This window comes from Paenibacillus sp. SC116 (genome assembly GCF_024733555.1).
GTDB lineage: Bacteria > Bacillota > Bacilli > Paenibacillales > Paenibacillaceae > Paenibacillus_B.
On record NZ_JANIOF010000001.1, the window covers coordinates 792,803 to 813,713 of the forward strand.

Here is a 20,911-nt window from a genome sequence, read left to right on the forward strand (position 1 = left end):
CACGACAACTACCCTTTAATGCCAGATAGTTGAATCCCTTCGATAAAATTCGATTCCGCATATAGAAACAGCAGTACCATTGGAGTCATATATAGGATCGAAGCAGCAAAAGCAACGCCTCGTTCTCCTTTATTAATGTCTGATAAATATACCGATAGCGGCTGTTTAAACGGATCGTCTAGAAAAATAAGCGGCTGCTCTACCATGTTCCAATAGTCAACGAATAGGAGTACAACAAGTGCGGCTAAACCAGGCTTCACCATAGGAAAAATAATAGTCCAAAAAATTCGAATATGCCCCGCACCATCCATTTTAGCTGCCTCGATGTAAGTATAAGGGATTTGCTGCATGAACTGTCTCAGCATAAACACGCCAAAAGCTGCGAATATACCTGGTAAAATGATCGCACTCGAACTATTTAACATCCCAAGCCGATCCGCCATAATATAATTCGGCACGAGTGTAACTTGGAACGGCATAAGCATCGTCAATACATAGACGATAAACAATATCTCTCGCCCACGGAATTTTAACTTGGAGAACGCATAGGCAGCGAAAGCCGCTACAACCGTTTGTCCCACAATAATGGGCACGATCAGAAATACAGAGTTCCAGAACAATTTCAGAAAAAATGGACTATCGATCAACACTTTCTCGTACTGCTCCCACGATACTTTATCAGGTAACAGCTTGAGATTTACGAATGGGTTCTCTTCCCCTGATTGTACTTCCTTCATTACTCCGATTAATCCATAATTAATCCCAATCTCGAGCTGTGACATAATCGAATTCGTGAATGTAATCACAATAGGAAACAACAAGATGACTGCTATGACGGTCATTACAACCGTTAGTGATAAACGCTGCAGCACATTTCTACTTTGCTTCAACTCTACTTCCCTCCCGCCCTTATTCCATTGACTTCTGGAAACGGCGTTCTAACGCAAATAACACCAATACAATAACCAGAATACAGCCAACCATCATCACAGCCGCCGCCATTAGCTTCTGAATATCGAGCGACATAAACATGTTGTTCATGAAATGCTGCAGCATATAAATACTGTCATGTGGATAGTCACCTGCAATCAAATACGTTTCCCGATACACTTTGAATGAATTAATGATCGACATCAATACAATAAATGAGGTCATCGGAGTCAAATATACAAGCGTAATACTGCGAAATTGGCGCAGCCGCCCTGCCCCTTCTACTTGCGCAGTCTCATAATAATCCTTTGGTATTTGCTGCAGGCCAGCTAAGAACAAAATGATGTTATAACCAATGTTCTTCCATAAATACACGATAATGACAACATTACGAGCTGCGTCTGTCTTCATCCAATCTACTCGATCCACACCAAAGTAATCCAACCAAGCGTTAAGAGAACCATTCCAGTCAAACAGCATTTGCCAAATAAGAATAATGGACGCTACAGGAACAACAAGCGGCAGTACGTAGACGGTTCTTAACCAGTTGCGAAGGTATAGCTGTTGATTGAGCAGCAAAGCAAGTGTTAACGACAGCACGAGCATTAGCGGAACACTAATAGCAGTGAAATAAAATGTATTGGATGCTGCTTTACGGAAGGAGCCGCTGTCAAGCAGCTCCTTGTAATTATGCAGTCCAACGAATTGTCCACTGACTGAATTGTCTATAAACGAATAGTAAATACCCATCAGAAATGGAACCAAATAAAATAGTGTAAATCCAATTACACTTGGAGCTAGGAACAATAACGCTGCAGCGGTGTCCCTACGAGACCATTTTCTCAACCTTATATTCATGATTGTTCTTCCTTCTAAGAAACGAATGACTTCTCGAAATGAATCCCATCTAATCTAAAACCATGATTACGCTACTCGTTCAAAAACGTCGTCACTCGATTTTGAACGAGCTTAGCTACTTCCTCAGCAGATTTTTGCTTGGCGAAAAAGGCGACTGATTCTTCATACACAATGTTCGTTATCTCTACATCCCATGTTGAAGCGGCACTCGTTTCTCGAGCGAACTGCTTGAACTGAGCCAAAGCTTCGTCTGGTACTTCAACTGCCTTGCCGTCCAGAGGCGGGAACGTACCGCTTTTCACCTGCTCCTGAATCTCGTCTAACTTCTTATCATTGAGCGGCATAAGTAATGAAAAACCTTGTCGTTCTGGTAGCGATTGTACTTCTTCTGACAATAAGAAGGAAATAAACGTCCACGCCTCATCTTTGACCTTACTGCTGGACTTAATCCCAAGCTCCTCCGCCGTAAAAAATCTGGGCCCACCCGATTGACCTTCAGCATGAGGTTTATGGAGCAACTTAGGATTGTTGAAAGACGGATATATCACATGAACAAAATCAATCGGCGACCTTATATCCATGTAACTAAACAACTCCTTGCCAGGCTTCGCCGCTTCCTCTGTCATGATGCCATCGTCGTACATCTTTTTAACTTGATGCATCATATCTACAAATAAGGGAGAATCAAAATTAGCTTTTTTATTCGTACGATCTACAAGATCATTGTAGCTATCGATTACGAGTTCATATAGGATAAAATCTTTTGGAACAGCAGCCCTAGCATAAAGCTTTTCATCCTTGCCAGCCTGCCCAATCAAGTTCTTCGAAAGGTCAATGAATTGCTGCCAAGTCCAGCTCTTATCATCGATACTTACATTTTTCAAAGCGTTACCGTCACCTACGAATGTCCTAAGCGAAAATGAATAGGGCATTGTATAGAGGCCATCATTGATCTTTTTAGCATTCAACACATTCATTTGAAGGTCACTTTTGTTTATTGAATTGTCCTTTTCCAACAAATCACTCATATTTACTAACAGATTTTTGTTTATGTACTCATCAACAGGCAAGCTGCCTATTTCAATAACATCAGCACCTTTTCCAGCTAAAAATTCCGTGTTTTTCGTTTTTGTGTACTGCCTATGCTCGTCTGACTTCCACTTTTCTCCCATCTGCTTATAAGCTTGAATTTGCAAGTCAATGTCCGGATATTTCGCTTCAAATTTCTTCTCTACCACTTGATAAAACGGATTTGATTCTTTTATAGAGAAAGTAACAATTGTCTTCCCCTCAGCCGACTTAGGCTTCGGTCCTCCACTGTCTCCAGCACCGCATGCAGTCATTGTTGCAAGCAGTACGCAGCTCGCAATAAGTGCGAATGGCTTCTTTTTCATTTTCATGTACACTCCTTCAGTTCATAAGTAACAACAAAAAACCCTACTTCTTCATCTCAGTATCTTCATGCCTTTCATACAGAAAGGATAAAGAAAACTTTTTAAAAAGAAGTAGGGTAAAAATAAAGTTTTTCTTAAAGTATGGTAAATTACTGAAGTCGTGGCAGCCTCACTTCAAACTTTGTACGAACGACATTACTCTCAGCAGATATGGTACCTTTATGCTGCTCTACAATATTTTTCGCAATAAATAAGCCTAGGCCTGTACTACCTTCTTGATGCGAGCGTGCTTTGTCTCCTATATAGAACATATCGAACAGATGCGGCAAATCTTCCGGTTCAATCTGAGAACCATAGTTCACAACCGTTACTACAATTTCATTTTCGTCCACATAGCCGTTTATATCTACAAATTGACCCTCATTCCCATAGCGAATGGCATTGGTCAACAAATTTTCAAACACACGAGCTAGCAGCTCTCCATCCCCTCGAATTGTTAAATCTGGGGTCACCCGAAGTCTTGAAACAAGATGGTTGCTTTCAAACATCGGATATAATTCTTCATTTAACTGATTCAGCAGCTCACTCAAATCAAAAGTTTGATGCTCCATCGAAACCATACCGTAATTCATTTTCGTAATGCCAAATAGCTCGTCAATCAGCTTCTCCAACCGCTTCGACTTCGTGTAAGCAATCGTTGTATAATGTCTCGTCTGTTCGGCAGTAAGCTGCTCATCCTTCAGTATAAAGTCCAAATAGCCTAATACCGAAGTAAGCGGTGTACGTAAATCATGTGCTAAATTCAGTACCAATTGTTCTTTACTTCTTTCTTCCAAGTCGCCTCGCTTAACGGCTTCCTGCAATTTTTCACTAGCTACGTTAATATCCGCAGCAATAGCGCCGAACTCATCATTGCTTGCGAGCTGGACACGATAATTGAAGTCACCGTTCGCAAGATGATGAATGCCATCCGATATTTGATTGAAGTAATCAGCATAGCGCTTCGTCAGAAGAAAGAAAAAGAAAATCGATAGAGGAATAAAGAAAATCAAGAAAAAGTTAATATCTCCAATTTCCCTAATCCAAAAACGAACGTCCTTAAGTGGACTTTCAAATTTTACTGCCGTACGATAATATAACTGAAATACTTTATAGATAGCATAAGTAACGATACTGGAGCACAGTAAACTCAAGCCAAAAATCATAATCATTTTAGCACGAAAGCTTTGGACCATCTTCATCTTAGCCATTGAATGTATAACCTACTCCCCAAATCGTTTTAATAAATGTATTCTTATCTTCTCCCAACTTTTTGCGCAGGGTACGGATATGCACCATCACGGTGTTCCCACCTTCAAAATAGGCTTCACCCCACACCTGTTGAAAAATAAGCTCGGTAGGATACACTTTCTTGGGAGAGCTGGCTAGCAAATATAAAATATCAAATTCTTTCGGAGTAAGTTCAATGTTATTGCCATAAAGGGAGACCGTACGCTGATCATACGAAATTGTTAATCCCCCGAACTCTAACACAGGCTTACTCACAGGTGCTTGTTGATTTAACTGCATGGAACGTCTCAGCTGAGCATTTACACGAGCAATCAGTTCCATCGGATTGAACGGCTTCGTAACATAGTCATCTGCTCCTCTTACCAAGCCTGTAATCTTATCCAGATCCGTTGCTTTCGCACTCAGAAAAATAATAGGCATAGAGTTCAGTTCGCGAATACAACGCGTAGCCTCATAACCGTCCATTTCAGGCATCATAATATCCAAAATGGCCAGATCAATCGAATTTGTCTGAACCGCTTGGATAGCTTCCTTTCCGTCGGACACGATTATGGGGTGATAGCCCTCTTTCTTTATGTGCAGCGCAATTAACTCTGCAATCTCTGCTTCGTCATCCGCTATTAGAATAGTTATACGCTTCAATTGATTCATCTCCTATACGAAGTTAACATCGTCACCATTATAGCAGACCTATGTGCCCAAATTGAAAGTACAGATTTTTAATAATTGAATGTTCGTGGGCGAATCAGGATGCTGCTGCATGGATGTTCCTACAAAACAAATAGAGCCTGAGATATACTCTGGCCCCTATTTGCTTCACTTTATTAAGTTCCATCATACCACAAACCAACACTCCGCTTTATGAATTAACAAAGCTAACGAGCAGCTTATTCAGTTCATCTGCTTGACAGATTGGTGCGCCGTGTCCACTATTCGTCAATGGAAAAAGCTTAGAGCCCTTAATCCGTTGATTCGTCAATTCAGCACTCTTGTACGGGATCAGTTGATCATGAACACCATGAAAAATTGCGGTAGGCACTTGAATTTGACTTAGGTCTTTTTCGACATTTTCATTAGCGGCTGCTTGTAATAATTTAATAAGAGCGTACGAAGCAGAGTCTAAAGCCATACTCACAAACCAATCATTCGTAGCATTCCCTAAATTCCGATTAAAGAATGTGGGAGCAAGACCATCAAGAAAAACAGGTAGGTTCACGTACATTTGACTGATAAGTGCATCTGCTTGTTCCTTTGGAACTCCATAAGGAGAATCAGCATCCTTCACAAATGACGGAGATACCGCATCGACCAACGCCAATTTTGATACACGCCGCCCTTTATATCGGGACATATAGCGAATGGTTATTGCTCCGCCTACGGAAAAACCAAGCAGCGTAATATTTTCCAGCTTCAAGGTCTCAAGCACAACAGCGATGTCGTCTGCTAATCGATCAAACGTGTAGCCTCCCCATGGCTTGTCGGATTGACCATTCCCTCGAATATCCATACTGACACAGCGAATGCCATGCTGCGGCAGTACGTTGTACTGATATTGAAACATGTTATGATTAAGCGGCCAGCCATGCACGAAAAATATCGTTTTGTTATTTGTTCCTCCTGGGTTAATATCTTCAACAAAAACATGTATACCTTTTTCAACTTCAATATACATGATATACCCTCCTATTTTTGCTGTCCAAAATTAGACTAACTGCGTCACAGAACGCCCTATTGAAGGATATATGTTTAACGGTTTGTACGCTATGTATAAAAAAAGTTAGGTAGACACTTTTCTCAAAGCATCTACCTAACAAAGTTAATGTATTCGTTTCAACTCCCACTTCTTGTACGCCAACACCATTCCAAATAAGATGACAGATGCAATAAGCGCGACTAACGGCAATATAGCTACAACCTCTTCTGGGAAAACAAAAGGAAGCAGCGGGAAGGCAAATACCGCAGGAACACGAATACCGACAATACGCAGCAAAATTAGCATGCAGATGATATCCAGAATCGTAACGATAATCCATGAGTCGATTGCATAGTACAGCATGGTCCCTACCGTTGCTGAAATGGTTAGTACGAGCGCTTGTTTAAAGGCCATTTTTTCGTTGTACATCGGTTTCTGAAGCGACTCATATACGACCACGAAAATCGGCGGAATAACAGAAAGCTGCGGATAGCCAGCGAGCGTACACAGCCCCATCCACACGAAGCTAATAACTAAGAATACAAACATGTACTTATAATTGATGTTCACTTTTTTCTCAATGCCTTTATTTAATCCAAATAAAATGACGCCCAGCATGAGTATAAACGTGAACACCAATACGGATATAACAAACGACCATTCCGTTGCATTTGTTACTAACGGCAGTAAACCCGTTGCGATTGACGGTGCCAGATTGGACCGAATAATGCGTAATGAGAGCATCATTAGGACAAGCGTCAAACTAACTTTAGCTAAGTACGTGATGTCTAATTGATTAACGGCGAATCCAATAATGGCTGTTAGCGAAGGTGCAATAAATATTTTAGACGGCTGCCTTATCCATCCCGCTTCTCGATACACCCACACACCAATTGCCATAGCAGCAATCTCAGGTAGTATGATTTCTTTATCATTAAATAGTAATGAAGCCACAACCATGCCCAAAATAAGCGCAATGGCAATGAGATAAGAAATATACGTTTCTTTTTTGGAAATAGCTGAATTCATTGCTGTATACTCCTCTTCTGATCTCTTCCATCTTAATAAGTGTAGCCCACAACACCTACTGTATACAGGTGGATGCAGCTTGCAATGATGATAGAAAAGAAAATAATTCGCCCATACCCCTTGGGGGTATATTGTGAAATAAAGTATAAACGTGATAAACTAGATGTGTCAAGGCTAACATATATTATTAGGCTGTTATCATTGTCGTTAGTTGTTTAGGTTGTACAATAGATACATAACGTACAGTAAAGAAGGTGAATCGACGTGATGCAATCGGAACAGATTAAGGATGCGATTACTTGCTTCCCCTGTCTTGCAGATATTAGCGATGAAGATTGGAATGAAGATGGGATATCCGTTGTGACACTCCCAGCGAATCATATTATTCATGAGGGTGAATTTCTAGAAAGTGCGGCATTGATTATGCATGGCACAGTTCGTATGTACAAGCTAGGCGAAAACGGGAGAGAAGTTACGCTCTATCGGATACACGATGGTGGCTGTTGTCCATTAATGGCATCCAGCATTTTAGGTGAAACCGCTTATGAAGCAAATATTTGCATAGAGAAGCCGACAAAAGTTCTGTTCGTACCAGCCCGTATTTTTCAAAGATGGATGGGAACCTATATGAGCTTTCGCCAGTTTATTTTCAAATCATTCGCCGAGCGACTCATCATTATGTCTAATCTCATTGATAACATGGTCTTTAAGTCCATTCGCATTCGAATTTTCGAATATTTGCTCGAGAAGACGACGGCTGAACATAATACGTTAACGATTACCCACGACCATTTGGCGATTGAGCTGGGTACTGCCCGTGAAGTCATTAGCCGGACTCTCAAAGGAATGGAAAAGGAAGGACTCATTAGCTTATCGCGTGGACAAATTACAAACATTCAACATGATCAGCTGATTGAGTTAGTCGAATAAGCTTACCCTTTCGCATTTGCATAAATCGCTTTCTTTTGGTGAAAATAGCCGCAGCTTATATGATCTGAAGAAAATATCCTGCTGTGTGATCAAGTTACAGAACAGCGGTTGCGACTTTGTTAATATAGGTCTCAAGAGATTGCTACTTATACAAAGCGGAGGTAATTCATATGACAAATTCAACAACTCAAACTGGATTAACTGTTAACACAACTGAGGAAAAATTGACATTCGTACTTATCCATGGTGCTTGGGCGAAGGCAAGCTTCTGGGACAATACAGCTGCTGTGCTTCGTGAAGCGGGACATACGGTCTATGCTCCTGAATATGCTGGACATGGCGACAATATCGATCCCCATGTAACCCATGAACAAATCGTTTCATCCGTTGTAGATTATATTACACAAGAAAACATTCAAGATTTCGTACTTGTAGGTCACAGCTTCGGTGGCACTGTCATTGCAAAAGTAGCTGAATTTGTGTCTGATCGCGTGAAGCGACTAGTCTTCTTCGATGCCTTCATTCCGAAAGATGGCGAAAGCTTGCTTGACCAAATGCCAGCGCCTGTACAACAGGCATTCCATGGGCTAATCCAAGCATCTGGCAATAACACGATTACACTGCCGTTCCCATTGTTCCGTGATACATTCGTGAACAGAGCAAACCTGGAACTGGCTAAGCAAATTTACGAAGCATCTCCAGCAGAACCAGCTGGACCATTGCTGCACAAGCTTGATTTGAAAAAGTTCTACAGCCTGCAAATTCCGAAAAGTTATTTGTTCCTGACTGAGGATGTCGCTTATCCTCCTGCTCCTTTTGCTTTCCATCCAGGCCAATCGAGCAACTTGGGCGTATATCGTCTCATCGTTTCCGATGGCGACCATATTAGTACAGCGTACACACATGCGAATGTGCTTGCTCAAAAGCTTGTGGAAGCTGGTAGAGACTAATTGGCTAGTAACAACTTATAACGATATGAAGGGGATCCGAACCATGCCCGTGGTTTAGGGTTCCCTTTTTTTATTCAATGGAGAAGTTTGTTTATCTCTACGTAATTTCTACACAATTGTCCATTAAGGTTAGTACTAGTTCTAACAAAAGCTTATTAACATCACCGATTTGATGATTGTTTACATAGGAGGTGGAATAACAATTGTAACGATTCTTCCGCATTGCTGTGAACTACTTTATAGCTCATTTAGCTAACAAATCTTAATCATCTAATTATTTTTAGTTTAGTTCACTTCCCTACTTTTTCGTCTCTCCTTCATAGTCATTCGACTCCAAATCTAACCGTTGCATGGATCAAAATAGATATAGATATAGAAATCGATACATTTGCCTATAAAGAAAGAGAGCTCGAATTCAATTGAGCATCATCTAGCTGTTAAATGAGGTACAAATCATGTGGTATACACTTGCCCTGCTAAGTTCACTTACGTTTGGACTGGGCGGCTTTATGATGAAAGTCAGCTCCTCGAAACGAGGTTCCACTGCTCATTTGTTGTGGGGACTCTATTTATCAGGTACGATCTGCTTTTTTACTTGGGTGCTTCTAACCGACAGCTGGTTGCTTAATATGGAGGTCATACTAGCGGGTCTCATCATCGGATTTGGAACGGCCATTGGTAATCTGCTATTTATGTTTGCGCTGGAACATGGACCGGCGAGTCTTACCTCTCCTGTTGTCAACAGCAATGTCATCTTTACTATTGGGCTATCTATGGTGTGGTATGGAGAAGAGCTGGCCTTTTTCGAATGGTTAGGCGTCTCAATGCTCGTCTTTGCTGTACTGTTACTGCCTATTGATCCCAATGAAAAATTGCGCATACGCAGTCTCACATGGTATTTGCTCGTTATTGCTGCCATGTTTCTATTCTTTCTGCGCAATGGAGGATTAAAAGTAACGGAAGAGCTGCATCTGCCGAATGCGATGATTTTATTCATTAGTTACTTCTTTGCGCTAATCTGGTTCTCCATCGAAATTATACGGCGCAAGAACAAGGATGTAGCTTGTGAAAGAAGGAAGATCGGTATCCGCTGGGGATTAGGTTCTGGCATATTCTCCTTTCTTGGCATGCAAATTTATGCAATAGCTGTAGCCAATGGCCCTGCGAGTATTGTCGCACCTATATTTTCAACGAACAGCCTTGTGGTAGCACTGCTATCCATTTGGATCTATAAGGAACGCCTTTCCAAGTTGCAAGCCATATCACTAATCGTACTCTTTGTAGGTTTGGTCTTTACTCGACTTTAACGATCGATGTGACTAGGAGGAAATTGTTGATGATCTATCGCAATATTACCGAGTGTATCGGAAATACACCTATTGTGGCACTAGAGGATGAATTGGTTCCTGTTGGCAAGCAACTGCTGCTTAAGCTCGATTATTTTAATCCTACGTTCAGTGTAAAAGACCGGACTGCCTTTGGCATCGTGAAGCAAGCGTTAGAATTAGGAGAAATAAAGCCTGGAGGGCTTGTCATCGAATCTACTTCGGGCAATCTCGGCAAATCGCTAGCGATGCTTGGTGCTGTATATCATTTTCAGGTGTTAATTGTCGTCGATCCGAAAATAAGTCCAAGTTTGTTGAAGTGGTATAAAGCTTATGGTGCAGAGATTGAAATGGTAACAGAAGTGGATGAAGACGGTGGCTATCAAAAGACGCGATACAGAAGGATTCAGGAGCTGCTGCGCGAATATCCTGATGCTTACTGGCCGAATCAATATGACAACCCCGCCAACCCTGCCTTTCATTTTGCAACTACAGCTCAAGAAATAATCGACTTGCCGATTGATGCGGTTGTAGGAGCTGTAAGTACAGGTGGTCATTTGTGCGGGATCGGCAGGTTTATGAAAGAATCAAAACCCGACATACAAGTCGTGGCATGCGATGTAGAGGGATCTGCTATTTTCAATCACCCTTTTCATACGTACTTAATTAATGGGGTCGGACTCAGTTGGAGAACCGAGAATACAGATTTGTCAGTCATTGATCAAGTCTGTATGGCTAGTGATCAAGAGGCGATCTCTACTTGCCGCCTATTAGCCAGCGATCATGGTTTGATGATTGGTGGATCGGGAGGATTAGCTGTTATTTCCGCACTTTCTTATCTTTATCATAGCAGCGCCAGTACCGCAGTGGCTATTATTCCAGACACTGGGACAAATTATTTGGATCAGCTGTATGATGACGAATGGCTTAGTTCGAAAGAGATAACTTTACTGGATCGTGCACAGCTGCAGAAAACCATCCATACAAAGAAATTGTTCTCCCCCAACAGAGATATCCTTTACAGTTCATAATACATCCAGTTTTTAATGCAATTATGCTAAAGACGCCAGTATATCTACTGGCGTTCTTGTATTCTATTTCTATACATAATGATAACAAGCTTCTGATTATTTATTAGCATAATAAAAATGAATCTGCCCAGCTGTCTTTGCAACGACCTCATCTTTAAAATAAATACCAGATGCATCATCGATTCCATAGCCAAGGGAGAGTTGGGTTTTCTCCATGGCAGTGAGTAAATTCTGTTCTTCATTCCAAAATGTAAAGTGTGCACTTATGACACAGTTATCAATTAAACCTAGTCCTTTCAAGAAAAGATGCTCATTTTTACGATTATCTATCGGTGGAATGACACACACTTGAGGGCTAATCAAAGCACCTGCTGAAAAACCCGCAACCGGAACGCCTTCTTCATAGCGAGCCCTAATCAATGCACCAATTTCCGAATCTACAATATAGTCTCGATATAGCTCCGTATCTCCTCCGCAAATTACGATGCCTGAAGCTAATTGAAGCTGCGCAAGCATTTCATCAGATGGCACAGGAGTCAATATAAAATATACAAAATCGGTTATATCATTCTGCTCTAATCGATCTGTATATTTGGGCATGTACTGCTGCCAACCTTCTTGCTCTACTTCAATTACAAGCTTTATTACTCCTGCAAAATGGTTTACTTAGATAAAAAAAAGAAAGAACATTTCTGTTCTTTCTTCTCATTCAATATTTACGACTTACTATACCTGATTAAAAAGAATACTCCCAAAACACTTCGGTGCTATGCTTCCCTGTATCCGCCGCATCTTCTTTTTTCAAACTTTCGAGCAGCATTTGAGATTGGGATTGATGTGCCTTAATCGCATGTATTTTTTGATCGACATAATGACTAATGTCATTAACAATCGTAGGTGCTCCTAATGCTTTTCTACGATTTGGTGTAATTGCCACACAATAAACCTTTGGTCGACTGTGACTCGGCATACGCTTAACCGCTTCGATTACAGCTGCACCCGTCGCATCATGATCCGGATGAACCCCATGACCAGGGTAGAACGTGTAAACAAGGGATGGTTGCAAGTCAGAAAGCAGCTGCTCGATTTTTATTGACAGCTCTCCTTGTTCTTCAAACTCAACCATTTTATCATGATATCCCCACATTCGAACATCTTGAATACCGATTCGTCGGCAAGCCTCTTCGAGCTCCTGCTTGCGGATCTGTGGCAATGTTACTCGATTCGCAAAGGCCGGATTCCCCATATTCCGTCCCATTTCTCCGAGTGTTAAACATACATAAGTCATCTTAGCACCTTGTTGAATATGTGCAGCTAATGTGCCTGCAATCATGCTTTCGTCATCAGGATGCGGCAGCACAACGACAATATGACGATGTCTCTCCATTTGAAGTCTCCTCTTCTGTCATATCCATTTAAAATGGTGATTCACTGAGCATCAAACAAACCATAAGCTTCCCCTGTTGATCATGCCCTGCTATGATCAGCTGATTGACTTCCTGCTCGTCCCAGTGCGTCAATCCTTCCGCATATACCCAGCCATCTTCCGTTTTCAGACCTATCCGATACGGACCATTGCCTGCTATCGTTCCATGAGAATATTGAATCGATGTATTTTTCGTAAAGACGGAAGCCGTCAATTTAGACTTGTCTCGATGAGAAGCATAGGCCCCTGTTGTCATTTCCAAATGAAGATATACCTTTTTGTTCTGAAAGGATTGCAGCAATTGCTGCACACGTTCTTGCTGTATCAGTTGCATGATTTTGCTCCCCTCGCATACAGAAAGCCCCTCACATCGCATCGACAATGCGTTGAAGGCAAGAGACCTTCTTCTATTTTATCGTCGCACCATCCGACAATAATCAACTTTATTCACTTATCTATGATAATAGTTTACATGATTAATCATTTTAGGGAAAGCAACGCCAATAGGGATTTGCATGTACGCATACATGATTGATAATCATCAGCACTATTATGTTCTCCAAACAACGCTCCTATTTATTTCTCTCCATAATGAACACAGATAAGTGAATCGTCGCCATCTTGCTCAGCAAAGCAAAAAAGGAAGCCAATCAACGAAGATCAGCTCCCTGCACCAAAACTTTTTTACATAAAATCATGTGTGCGATAAAACGTTGGCGTATGTATGCCATTATTACGATATGTACGAGCTAAGTACGCCCACCCGTCAATTTTCTCATTGCTCGTATATGGATTGCTGTAGCATTTCAATACAATCGGGCCATTTTGCACCGTGTTAACGATCGCAACATATCGATACTCATCTTCCCAACTGTTATCGATAATCCGAAATGATTCAATCATGTCTTCATAATAGAACTGCAACAGATACTCCAATTGCTTTTCAGTAATCATCCTATCTTTCCTCCCACACTCGAACGATACCAAAATGTTTTAGCCCTGAGAAGTATGATTATGATAAAGATAGGAGGGATGCTGTAAACCCGTTGGCGGATAATACTCATCATGTGTATATGTAAACCCGAGCTTTTGTAATAATTTTTTGGAGTCTTTATTCTCAGGATTATGTCCCGCAAATAAATCGACGGCTTTTATTTCATTAAATGCATATGCAATCGTTGCTTCTGCTGCCTCACCGGCATAGCCTTTTCCCCACTGTGTACGCTTCAGATGGAACCCTAGTTCATATATACCTTTATCTAGCTGATAAGGCTGTAACCCACAACACCCAACAAATTCACCTGTTTCCAGCTCGAATAATGGCCAATATTGAACGTCATACAGCTGCTCCTGCCTAATTTCTTTCCTTAATCGCTCCTGCACTTGCAATTCTGTAAACACTCCGGTGGCTGAGATATGGATTGTTACTTCCGGATCTCCCCATAAAGATGCAGCCAATTTACCATCCTCTTCTGTCCAGCGAGAAAAACCGAGTCGTTCTGTTTGAAGAAAATATGTTCTCATCGTAGTATCCTTCCTTCACCTATGAGTAAGTTACATATGATGCTATTTTACACCAAACAAAGAAAAAACACCCACAATCAATGATTGGGGTGCTCGATCTATCATTTAAATAATCTTATTGCGGTTTACGTCTAGCTATCAACAGCATTAGAAAGGATATAACAATCATGGAGCAGGTCCATGCCCAAGCCAGAGCCATATTTCCTGAGTCTACCGCGACATAAATGGCAGTCGGTATCGTTTGAGTTTTGCCTGGTATATTACCAGCAATCATCAATGTTGCACCAAACTCGCCAAGGCTCCTAGCAAATCCAAGTATGCACGAGGTTATAAAGGATGAAAAAACTAACGGAAAGCTAATATAACGAAATACTTGCCACTCGTTCGCCCCAATTGACCGTCCAGCATCCTCTAAATCTCGATCAATAGAAGTAAGAGCTACTTTCATTGTTTGATACACTAGCGGAAATGCAACCACAATAGATGCTACAACAGCTGCCCACCAAGTGAACAGGATCGGTTCTGTAAATACTGACTCTATGTATCGTCCTAACCAACTCTTTCTCCCCAATACGACTAAGAGGAGAAAACCAACTACAGTCGGAGGCAGCACAAGCGGAAGCATAAACGCAGTCTCCAGCAGCAGCTTGCCGCGAAATGTCTTACGTGACATCCACCATGCCACGCTTACCCCTAGCATGACTGCTACAATACTAGAAATAAGAGCTACTTGCAAAGAAAGTCGGATTGGCGCCCAGAATGCGGGCCAATTGATGTCTGTCATCATCATTTAGGAATCGAAAATCCGTACTTCACGAACACATCAAGTGCTTCTTTTGATTGCAAGTACGTATAGAACGCTTCCGTTTCCTTACTATGCTTCGTAGACTTTACGATTCCAACAGGATATTGAACTGGTGAATAGCTATTAGGATCGACTGGAAAAGCAATTTTCACTTTAGAAGAAGTTAACGCATCTGTTTTATAAACAAACCCAGCATCCACATTTTCCGTTTCAACATATTGAAGCACTTGCCTTACATCTTTTGCTTGTACTGTTTTAGCTTGCAGCGGCTCCCATAGTTGCGCATATGTAAGTGCTTCTTTCGCATAATTGCCAGCGGGTACACTTTCCGGAATGCCGATCGCTAACTTCTTCACATCTTCTTTCTTGAAATCTTCAAGACTTTCAAGTGTTGTATTCGCTTCTTTTGGAACAATGACAACCAATTCATTGCTTAATAATGTGCGCTGTTGATTCGTATCGATGAGTGCCTTGTCTACGAGTGCTTTCATATTTTTAGGTGCAGCTGATAGAAACAAATCAGCAGGTGCCCCCTGCTCAATCTGCTGCTGCAAGGCCCCCGAAGCTCCAAAGTTAAAATTCAATTTGATGTTTGGATGTGCAGCTTCATAGGATTTTTGTATCTCGGTTAATGCATCGGTCAAACTTGCAGCCGCCGATATCGTTAACTCTACTTTCTCTAACTTGTTCGAGCTATCCTGGCTCACCTGTGATTGGGTGTTATCATTTGCTGTGGGTGTTTGTTTCTCCGTACATCCTACAATCCATACCATACTTAACAAGAGCAGTAATAAGATCATGCTAGACTTCATCATTCTATTCATTCTGCCACTCCTTTAATTATGTTTAGTTATATTTAGTTATAATTAGATATAAATATACACAGCCTCTTATGAAACTGTAAAGGTATATATGGAAAAATGAACAACGCATTATGTTACAATAAATCTACATTCACGAACGGAAGTACATTGCACAAGGAGGATTGCCGTGTCCAGCCATATATCCTATACGACTGAAGAAATTGCTAATCTATTAAAGGTGTCCAAGCTCACCGTCTATGACTTGATCAAGAAAGGCGAACTGCCCTCTTACCGGGTTGGGAAGCAGATGCGAGTTGATGCTGAAGATTTGGAGTCCTATAAGCAGCGTGCCAAAGGAGTTGTTAGATCGTCACAACCGATCCAAGCTCAGTCATCGTTACCTGCAACATCGCAAGTTCTCACTTCTGGGGCTCGACCTATCATTATTACAGGACAAGATATAAGTCTTGATATTCTTGCCCGGCATATCGAGCGAAACGTTTCAGGAGTACGCCCCCTGCGTGCTTACAGTGGCAGTATGGATAGCCTCATTGCCATGTATCGTGGTGAATCGGATATCGTCAGTACGCATTTATTGGATGGGGACTCAGGTGAGTACAACCTTCCCTATATACGCAGAGTGCTTGTTAGTTCTTCCTATGTGGTGGTCAATTTGCTTACAAGATGGGCTGGAATGTTTGTTCAAAAAGGAAATCCTCTCAATCTCAACAGCTGGGCGGATTTGAATCAGCCAGGGTTGAAAATGGTTAATCGCGAGAAAGGTTCAGGAGCACGCGTACTGCTGGATGAGCAATTGCGACTGCATGGTATTCAAGCAAGTCAAATTGCAGGATATGACTCAGAAGCGTCTAATCACATCGGCGTTGCTAGCAAAGTCGCATCAGGCGAAGCACATGTCGGGGTTGGAATTGAGAAAGCAGCTGCAATCGTAAGCAATGTAGATTTTATTCCTTTGATTCAAGAGCGCTATGATCTTGTCCTTATGAAAAAGGCAGAAAATCGGCATTGGATTGAATCGGTCATTACTATTCTACAATCAGAGGAGTTCCAAAATGAACTCCGTGCGATCGGCGGATATGATCTGTCTCTTACGGGTCAAGTGTTGTATGAGATTTAAGTTCGGCTAAGGTTTGTTTATAACACAAACACTCCTTCCTATTAGTAAGGAAGGAGTGTTATTTCTAATTGAACCTACATTTAAAACAAACTCCTCTGTGAGTATAAACACAAAGGCTGTAATAGGTTTATACAATTCATATATGCACAACTTTGAAAACATTTACTGATCATATATTTAGGCTGAATCTATTAATTTTATCGTGTATCCCAATCATGCTTTCCACCTAGAATTGTAATTTCTCCACCTATACCGGAACCGGAAGTTACTGAGAGAACTAAAAAAGCTGCAAAAATCAGTTTAAAGTACCGTGTTTTCATTTAAGATCTCCTCCAACTGATAGAGTTAATTACAGCATCTGCTCTTACTTTCAATTCCATATTAATTAATGCCTTTAGTCCGGCCATAATTACCTATTTATTTTCATTACAAAGTGCATAAAAGTTCTCTATTTTCTCTATGGTAGCTGAATTCATCATCTGCTTACTCTCTCGGTACAATCTAAACAGTAATCTCATGCAGTTACGCTCGTTTTTCATATCGTCTATTTGAGCATATCTATAAGCGCTTTCCATATAATTATTTGCAGCTAGATTAACCTCATTAACTGCGGAGTAATAATTTCCTATGAGCTTGTACAATCTAGCTAATTCTGTAGATTCCAGAGGCGTATGATAAGAGACAGCATTAATTCTATCTTCATAATTCAATAGTTGTTTAACTTCTAGAAAATTGTCTGTCTCTAAATAAAACGAGATAAACTCATTGATAACATGAATGATAAAATCTTCGCTACATTTATCAAGACATTCTTGAAACTGAGCAGTTGCAAGCTCCTGTTTTCCCTTTTTTACATTTAACATAGCTGTTAGTAATCTAACGTTATCCGGGACAATGGATTGAGGATATTTCTTATATTGGGATAAATACTTTTGTGATGTTTCATAATCACCTATATAATAATAAGCATCTTGCAAGATACCAATAGCTTTAATCTTAAGCTTACTATCAGTATGATCATGATTGACCACCAGACTGCATAGCTTAATGCTCTCTTCAAATAAACATAAGCTATATGCATGTACCCCTAGCTTATAATAGGTGTCGAGGCGCTCTTCCATCGAAAGTAGATTGATATAATTAAGTATGTATTTACCTGATTGAAATGTTGCATTTAACTTACTAAAGTCATTCCGTTCGATAGAGTATTTCTGGTATAAACCTTTAGCAATGAAGGGCATAATTCCGTGTTCACGGCAGTAATCGATGATAAGCTGATATAACGTTAGTTTAATGAAGGTGTCTCGCATTGAAGCTGTAGCGTGATAAAGTCTTTCTACAACATCATAACTGTCTTCGCGATCAGACTCAAGGAATTTGCTTGCAATATCTATGATGAGGGATATTGGACTGGAGAGAGAGATTGCCTCTTCTAACATCATTAAAAGAGTATCGGGTCTACGTTCGACCCCAATATATAGTCCAATGTATTCATTGTATGGAATACCAAGTGCTGATGCAAGCATTTTTATCGTCTGAAACTCTGGCTTTTTTACCTCTCCATTTTCAATTTTGGAGATGGTTCCTTTACTCACGCCTGAGAGATTTGCTAGTTCGGTCAACGTTAGTCTCGCTATAAGCCGATACTGTTGAATCAAATCTCCAAACGTTAGTAGAGTGATACAACCACTCATCTTTCATTCACATCCTCTACTATTATATGAGCTGCTCACCTACAACTACAATAATGATTAGAAATATGACTATAAAGATGCACATTGACTTTTCATAGACGATTCGGGGAACATAAGATGTGTCCGTGCGCGGCAATTATTTACATATATTAGATTATAGCTTGATTTTACCAAGTGTCAAATAAAACTAGCTCGAAATTCGTAACAAATCGCGAAACAAAAAGACCGCTCGACTTTAATCGACCAATCTCCCGATTTTAGTACATTTTTCTTCATATACTACCATGTACATTATTCAAGTGTATCATAGCCTGTTCCTTGAGTTCAATTTCGATTTTGTCACCGAGCTGTACATATGGAATCGTTTTTGATGTATCTTTCATTAAGGATTGAAAGAGTTCAGCATGATTAGGTTGTTCGGTAGACTGAATAAGCCTAGATTTTGTAGTGGGATTGATTAAAGGAGTCACTGTTGTAATCGACATTTCAGCTAGATCCGATGTGGAATCTCCACTATTTATTCCATTACTGCAAGCAGTAAGAATGAAAACAAATATGCTAAGAGGTATAAGAAGCATTTTTTTCATTTGAGCGGACCCAGCAACTATCGCTGCAATATAAAAAATGGCGATACAGATTACGCTCTGTACCGCCATTTTTTCGTGCGCTGTTTATGCAATTTCGACAGTGAAAACACTCCAACTGCTGCATTTCCACAAGTACCTTATCTTTGTTTCAACTTTCCGAACATGTAACCTAGCAAACCGCCGACAAGCGCTGGCACAACCCAGCCAATTCCCTCTTTATACAACGGAAGATAGCTTAACACGTCTGTCACCGCACCTACAGGAATTTCAGCAGCCTTTAGACCATCGAATAGACTGATCACTACCGTCCCTATTAATGCTCCAACATATACGGAGGAGCGTCCACCGAATAGCTTGTTGAACAGAGACAACACGATCAACACGATTGCAATTGGATACATAACCATCAATGCTGGAATCGAGATTGAAATAATACGGTTCAAGCCCAAGTTTGCAACAAGTAATCCAATTAGACAGATGAGGAACGTAATCCCATTGAAGCTGATTCGTTTCGTCAAAGATGAAAAGTACTGACTACATGCGGAAACGAGTCCGATACAAGTTGTAAGACAAGCAAGTGTTACGATAACAGCTAGTAGAATTAAGCCAAATGGACCGAACAGCTCTTGTACCGCAAGTGTGAGAAGCTGACCGCCATTCGCTACCTGTCCAAATGCTTCAACACTAGTCATGCCGATGTAACCAAGCGCTACATAGACCAACGTCAAACCGATACCAGCGATAATGCCGGCTTGGATCGTAGCTTTCGTGATTGCCCGTTTATCCTGTACACCTTTATCTCGAATCGCATTAATCACGATTAAGCCAAATGCGAGAGCTGCAATCGCATCTAATGTCAAGTAACCTTCCATAAAACCTTTAAATCCAGGAGAAGTGACATACTCTCCAACTGCAGGCTGTACATCGCCTAATGGATTCATAACTGCAGCGATGAACAAGGCAGTGATAGATAGTAACAGCAAAGGTGTCAAAATGTTACCGACCCATACAACTAGTTTCGATGGATTCAAACTTAATACATAGACGACAGCAAAGAAGATGAGCGAATACAAAAACAGAATCCAACTGCTCGACTGGAGCGATTCCGGAACAAAGGGCTGTGCCCCCATCTCGAACGATACGTTCGTAACACGCGGAATAGCCATCAATGGTCCAAGCATAATATATACGGCAATAGCGAATATAACGCCGAACTTTGGATGCACTTGTTGTGCCAACTGCTGCATATTTTTGCCCGTAATCCCGATTGTAATGATCGTTAGCAATGGCAATCCAACACCGGTCAAAATAAATCCGAACATCGCCATGACGAACTGTTCACCGGACTGTTGACCCAATACCGGAGGAAAAATTAAGTTTCCTGCTCCGAAAAATAATGAAAATAACATAAGGCCAATAAAGAAAGTGTGTGATTTGGATAATGATTGCATGATGGTCCCCCCTAGTTGTCTCTTTCTATATTATCCATTCATTGCCAACTTAA

Annotated in this window: 21 protein-coding genes; 5 read left to right on the forward strand and 16 right to left on the reverse strand. The window is 40.9% G+C overall.

Translation table 11 applies throughout. From position 1 onward, the window contains the following. Nucleotides 1–8: 8 nt before the first annotated feature. From NQ117_RS03120 to NQ117_RS03150, 7 genes are all read right to left on the reverse strand, one after another. Nucleotides 9–842, reverse strand: coding sequence for a carbohydrate ABC transporter permease (locus NQ117_RS03120; RefSeq protein ID WP_258278151.1), 834 nt, complete (start codon nucleotides 840–842; stop codon nucleotides 9–11). A gap of 67 nt (nucleotides 843–909) precedes the next feature. Beyond that, on the reverse strand, nucleotides 910–1,788 hold the full coding sequence (locus tag NQ117_RS03125; RefSeq protein WP_258276551.1) for a carbohydrate ABC transporter permease: 879 nt from the start codon (nucleotides 1,786–1,788) through the stop codon (nucleotides 910–912). Between the two features lie 71 nt (nucleotides 1,789–1,859). Continuing rightward, a complete protein-coding gene (locus NQ117_RS03130; protein WP_258276552.1) occupies nucleotides 1,860–3,188 on the reverse strand; it encodes an ABC transporter substrate-binding protein in 1,329 nt (442 codons plus the stop codon). A 143-nt stretch (nucleotides 3,189–3,331) separates the two neighbouring features. Next, entirely contained in the window at nucleotides 3,332–4,423 is a 1,092-nt protein-coding gene (locus NQ117_RS03135; protein ID WP_375163045.1) for a sensor histidine kinase, read from the reverse strand. Between the two features lies 1 nt (nucleotide 4,424). Next, entirely contained in the window at nucleotides 4,425–5,114 is a 690-nt protein-coding gene (locus NQ117_RS03140; protein WP_258276553.1) for a response regulator transcription factor, read from the reverse strand. Between the two features lie 217 nt (nucleotides 5,115–5,331). After that, the gene (locus NQ117_RS03145) at nucleotides 5,332–6,144 is read right to left on the reverse strand and encodes an alpha/beta fold hydrolase (protein WP_258276554.1); all 813 of its coding nucleotides are present in this window, start codon (nucleotides 6,142–6,144) and stop codon (nucleotides 5,332–5,334) included. Between the two features lie 144 nt (nucleotides 6,145–6,288). Beyond that, on the reverse strand, nucleotides 6,289–7,194 hold the full coding sequence (locus NQ117_RS03150) for a hypothetical protein (RefSeq protein WP_258276555.1): 906 nt from the start codon (nucleotides 7,192–7,194) through the stop codon (nucleotides 6,289–6,291). Between the two features lie 267 nt (nucleotides 7,195–7,461). On the opposite strand from NQ117_RS03150, the gene NQ117_RS03155 reads away from it, so the two are divergent. From NQ117_RS03155 to NQ117_RS03170, 4 genes are all read left to right on the forward strand, one after another. Next, the gene (locus NQ117_RS03155; protein ID WP_258278153.1) at nucleotides 7,462–8,124 is read left to right on the forward strand and encodes a Crp/Fnr family transcriptional regulator; all 663 of its coding nucleotides are present in this window, start codon (nucleotides 7,462–7,464) and stop codon (nucleotides 8,122–8,124) included. 170 nt (nucleotides 8,125–8,294) lie between these two features. Further along, complete coding sequence (locus NQ117_RS03160) at nucleotides 8,295–9,074, forward strand: alpha/beta fold hydrolase (RefSeq protein ID WP_258276556.1); 780 nt, start codon at nucleotides 8,295–8,297, stop codon at nucleotides 9,072–9,074. 455 nt (nucleotides 9,075–9,529) lie between these two features. Next, complete coding sequence (locus NQ117_RS03165) at nucleotides 9,530–10,381, forward strand: DMT family transporter (protein WP_258276557.1); 852 nt, start codon at nucleotides 9,530–9,532, stop codon at nucleotides 10,379–10,381. Between the two features lie 29 nt (nucleotides 10,382–10,410). After that, nucleotides 10,411–11,430: a PLP-dependent cysteine synthase family protein gene (locus tag NQ117_RS03170; protein WP_258276558.1), complete on the forward strand. Its 1,020-nt coding sequence runs from the start codon at nucleotides 10,411–10,413 to the stop codon at nucleotides 11,428–11,430. 96 nt (nucleotides 11,431–11,526) lie between these two features. On the opposite strand, the gene NQ117_RS03175 is transcribed toward NQ117_RS03170, so the two are convergent. The 7 genes from NQ117_RS03175 to modA form a co-directional block, all read right to left on the reverse strand. Continuing rightward, nucleotides 11,527–12,030, reverse strand: coding sequence for a Type 1 glutamine amidotransferase-like domain-containing protein (locus NQ117_RS03175; RefSeq protein WP_258276559.1), 504 nt, complete (start codon nucleotides 12,028–12,030; stop codon nucleotides 11,527–11,529). A 136-nt stretch (nucleotides 12,031–12,166) separates the two neighbouring features. Then, nucleotides 12,167–12,817: a bacillithiol biosynthesis deacetylase BshB2 gene (gene bshB2, locus NQ117_RS03180; RefSeq protein WP_258276560.1), complete on the reverse strand. Its 651-nt coding sequence runs from the start codon at nucleotides 12,815–12,817 to the stop codon at nucleotides 12,167–12,169. Nucleotides 12,818–12,845: 28 nt separating this feature from the next. Continuing rightward, entirely contained in the window at nucleotides 12,846–13,190 is a 345-nt protein-coding gene (locus tag NQ117_RS03185; protein WP_258276561.1) for a YojF family protein, read from the reverse strand. A 350-nt stretch (nucleotides 13,191–13,540) separates the two neighbouring features. After that, nucleotides 13,541–13,810, reverse strand: coding sequence for a hypothetical protein (locus NQ117_RS03190; protein WP_258276562.1), 270 nt, complete (start codon nucleotides 13,808–13,810; stop codon nucleotides 13,541–13,543). 39 nt (nucleotides 13,811–13,849) lie between these two features. Beyond that, complete coding sequence (locus NQ117_RS03195; protein WP_258276563.1) at nucleotides 13,850–14,380, reverse strand: GNAT family N-acetyltransferase; 531 nt, start codon at nucleotides 14,378–14,380, stop codon at nucleotides 13,850–13,852. Nucleotides 14,381–14,495: 115 nt separating this feature from the next. Next, nucleotides 14,496–15,164, reverse strand: coding sequence for a molybdate ABC transporter permease subunit (gene modB, locus NQ117_RS03200; RefSeq protein WP_375163046.1), 669 nt, complete (start codon nucleotides 15,162–15,164; stop codon nucleotides 14,496–14,498). A gap of 2 nt (nucleotides 15,165–15,166) precedes the next feature. Beyond that, a complete protein-coding gene (gene modA, locus NQ117_RS03205; protein WP_258276565.1) occupies nucleotides 15,167–16,009 on the reverse strand; it encodes a molybdate ABC transporter substrate-binding protein in 843 nt (280 codons plus the stop codon). 166 nt (nucleotides 16,010–16,175) lie between these two features. On the opposite strand from modA, the gene NQ117_RS03210 reads away from it, so the two are divergent. Further along, on the forward strand, nucleotides 16,176–17,126 hold the full coding sequence (locus NQ117_RS03210; protein ID WP_258276566.1) for a helix-turn-helix transcriptional regulator: 951 nt from the start codon (nucleotides 16,176–16,178) through the stop codon (nucleotides 17,124–17,126). Between the two features lie 413 nt (nucleotides 17,127–17,539). Here the strand turns inward: NQ117_RS03210 and NQ117_RS03215 are convergent, their stop codons facing one another. Together NQ117_RS03215 and brnQ are read right to left on the reverse strand one after the other, a co-directional pair. After that, nucleotides 17,540–18,820: a helix-turn-helix domain-containing protein gene (locus tag NQ117_RS03215; RefSeq protein ID WP_258276567.1), complete on the reverse strand. Its 1,281-nt coding sequence runs from the start codon at nucleotides 18,818–18,820 to the stop codon at nucleotides 17,540–17,542. 724 nt (nucleotides 18,821–19,544) lie between these two features. After that, nucleotides 19,545–20,858, reverse strand: coding sequence for a branched-chain amino acid transport system II carrier protein (gene brnQ / locus NQ117_RS03220; RefSeq protein WP_258276568.1), 1,314 nt, complete (start codon nucleotides 20,856–20,858; stop codon nucleotides 19,545–19,547). Nucleotides 20,859–20,911 lie beyond the last annotated feature (53 nt).

Excerpts from the sequence above, each read along its gene's own strand:
- NQ117_RS03165 (WP_258276557.1), top strand. The coding sequence starts at position 9,530 with ATGTGGTATACACTTGCCCTGCTAAGTTCACTTACGTTTGGACTGGGC.
- modB (WP_375163046.1), bottom strand. The coding sequence starts at position 15,164 with ATGACAGACATCAATTGGCCCGCATTCTGGGCGCCAATCCGACTTTCT.
- bshB2 (WP_258276560.1), bottom strand. The coding sequence starts at position 12,817 with ATGGAGAGACATCGTCATATTGTCGTTGTGCTGCCGCATCCTGATGAC.
- modA (WP_258276565.1), bottom strand. The coding sequence starts at position 16,009 with ATGAATAGAATGATGAAGTCTAGCATGATCTTATTACTGCTCTTGTTA.
- NQ117_RS03130 (WP_258276552.1), bottom strand. The coding sequence starts at position 3,188 with ATGAAAATGAAAAAGAAGCCATTCGCACTTATTGCGAGCTGCGTACTG.
- NQ117_RS03190 (WP_258276562.1), bottom strand. The coding sequence starts at position 13,810 with ATGATTACTGAAAAGCAATTGGAGTATCTGTTGCAGTTCTATTATGAA.
- brnQ (WP_258276568.1), bottom strand. The coding sequence starts at position 20,858 with ATGCAATCATTATCCAAATCACACACTTTCTTTATTGGCCTTATGTTA.
- NQ117_RS03195 (WP_258276563.1), bottom strand. The coding sequence starts at position 14,380 with ATGAGAACATATTTTCTTCAAACAGAACGACTCGGTTTTTCTCGCTGG.
- NQ117_RS03170 (WP_258276558.1), top strand. The coding sequence starts at position 10,411 with ATGATCTATCGCAATATTACCGAGTGTATCGGAAATACACCTATTGTG.
- NQ117_RS03150 (WP_258276555.1), bottom strand. The coding sequence starts at position 7,194 with ATGAATTCAGCTATTTCCAAAAAAGAAACGTATATTTCTTATCTCATT.
- NQ117_RS03215 (WP_258276567.1), bottom strand. The coding sequence starts at position 18,820 with ATGAGTGGTTGTATCACTCTACTAACGTTTGGAGATTTGATTCAACAG.
- NQ117_RS03175 (WP_258276559.1), bottom strand. The coding sequence starts at position 12,030 with ATGCCCAAATATACAGATCGATTAGAGCAGAATGATATAACCGATTTT.
- NQ117_RS03185 (WP_258276561.1), bottom strand. The coding sequence starts at position 13,190 with ATGCAACTGATACAGCAAGAACGTGTGCAGCAATTGCTGCAATCCTTT.
- NQ117_RS03155 (WP_258278153.1), top strand. The coding sequence starts at position 7,462 with ATGCAATCGGAACAGATTAAGGATGCGATTACTTGCTTCCCCTGTCTT.
- NQ117_RS03145 (WP_258276554.1), bottom strand. The coding sequence starts at position 6,144 with ATGTATATTGAAGTTGAAAAAGGTATACATGTTTTTGTTGAAGATATT.
- NQ117_RS03120 (WP_258278151.1), bottom strand. The coding sequence starts at position 842 with ATGACCGTCATAGCAGTCATCTTGTTGTTTCCTATTGTGATTACATTC.
- NQ117_RS03135 (WP_375163045.1), bottom strand. The coding sequence starts at position 4,423 with ATGAAGATGGTCCAAAGCTTTCGTGCTAAAATGATTATGATTTTTGGC.
- NQ117_RS03125 (WP_258276551.1), bottom strand. The coding sequence starts at position 1,788 with ATGAATATAAGGTTGAGAAAATGGTCTCGTAGGGACACCGCTGCAGCG.
- NQ117_RS03160 (WP_258276556.1), top strand. The coding sequence starts at position 8,295 with ATGACAAATTCAACAACTCAAACTGGATTAACTGTTAACACAACTGAG.